This window comes from Pantoea sp. Pa-EAmG (assembly GCF_030024295.1).
Lineage (GTDB): Bacteria > Pseudomonadota > Gammaproteobacteria > Enterobacterales > Enterobacteriaceae > Pantoea > Pantoea dispersa.
Genome location: NZ_JASEWO010000401.1, coordinates 1 through 720, shown reverse-complemented (window position 1 = coordinate 720; position 720 = coordinate 1). Strand labels below are relative to the sequence as shown.

1 protein-coding gene and 1 tRNA gene are annotated in these 720 nt (G+C 50.1%); one reads left to right on the top strand and one right to left on the bottom strand.

Annotated features, from left to right (window positions below; translation table 11 throughout):
• The first annotated feature begins 258 nt into the window (after positions 1 to 258).
• Positions 259 to 543, top strand: coding sequence for a DUF1435 domain-containing protein (locus QMM04_RS22905; RefSeq protein ID WP_058780936.1), 285 nt, complete (start codon positions 259 to 261; stop codon positions 541 to 543).
• A gap of 90 nt (positions 544 to 633) precedes the next feature.
• Here the strand turns inward: QMM04_RS22905 and QMM04_RS22900 are convergent.
• Positions 634 to 720 (bottom strand) — tRNA-Leu (locus QMM04_RS22900).

Below are 720 nucleotides of genomic sequence, written 5' to 3'. Positions count from 1 at the left end.
TTCAACTCATCTTAAGATTGTAATTTAATTTTTATTACTCGTGACAGCCCTGAAATATCAAAGCGCTACCCGCAGGAAATAATCCCACAACGCGGATAGTGAGCACGTTTTTGCTGTGTTATCAAAATAGTTATCGGCGGCAATCTATCATTTTCCAGTAATTCTGTCATCCGGCGCGGGCAGGGCAAAAAATTCGCTGCAAGATGAGAAATATTGTCATATGATAATGGGAATATTTATCATTTGAAGGGTTGCGCGATGATCATGGCGATGATGGCCGCCTGTGGCTTGTGGGGCGTAAGCTGGGTGATGGGTAAACGTCTGGATAGCGGCTGGGGCGTATTGCTGCCCTGCGCGGCCATGCCGGTGTTTGCGCTGTGGGAGCCGAGTTTCAGCCAGTGGCGCTTAGTGATGATTGTCGCGCTGCTGCTTACCGTGGTGATGCTGTTCCACCATCGTCTGCGTCATTATCTGCTGCTGCCTTCCTGCCTGGCGCTGGCTGGCGGTCTGGCGGCTATCTCGGTGAATTTTCACATCATTTAACGGCGAGCAGAAACGACAATATCACGCAAAGGCGTGATAGCAGCGGTAACAATCAATGGGTATTGTACTGCAGAAGAAGTGTGACAACGTTGGTGCGAAGAGAGGGACTTGAACCCTCACGTCCGTAAGAACACTAACACCTGAAGCTAGCGCGTCTACCAATTCCGCCACCTTCGC

Bases quoted from the DNA above. Each gene is read 5' to 3' on its own strand.
- QMM04_RS22905 (WP_058780936.1), top strand. From the start codon at position 259: ATGATCATGGCGATGATGGCCGCCTGTGGCTTGTGGGGCGTAAGCTGG.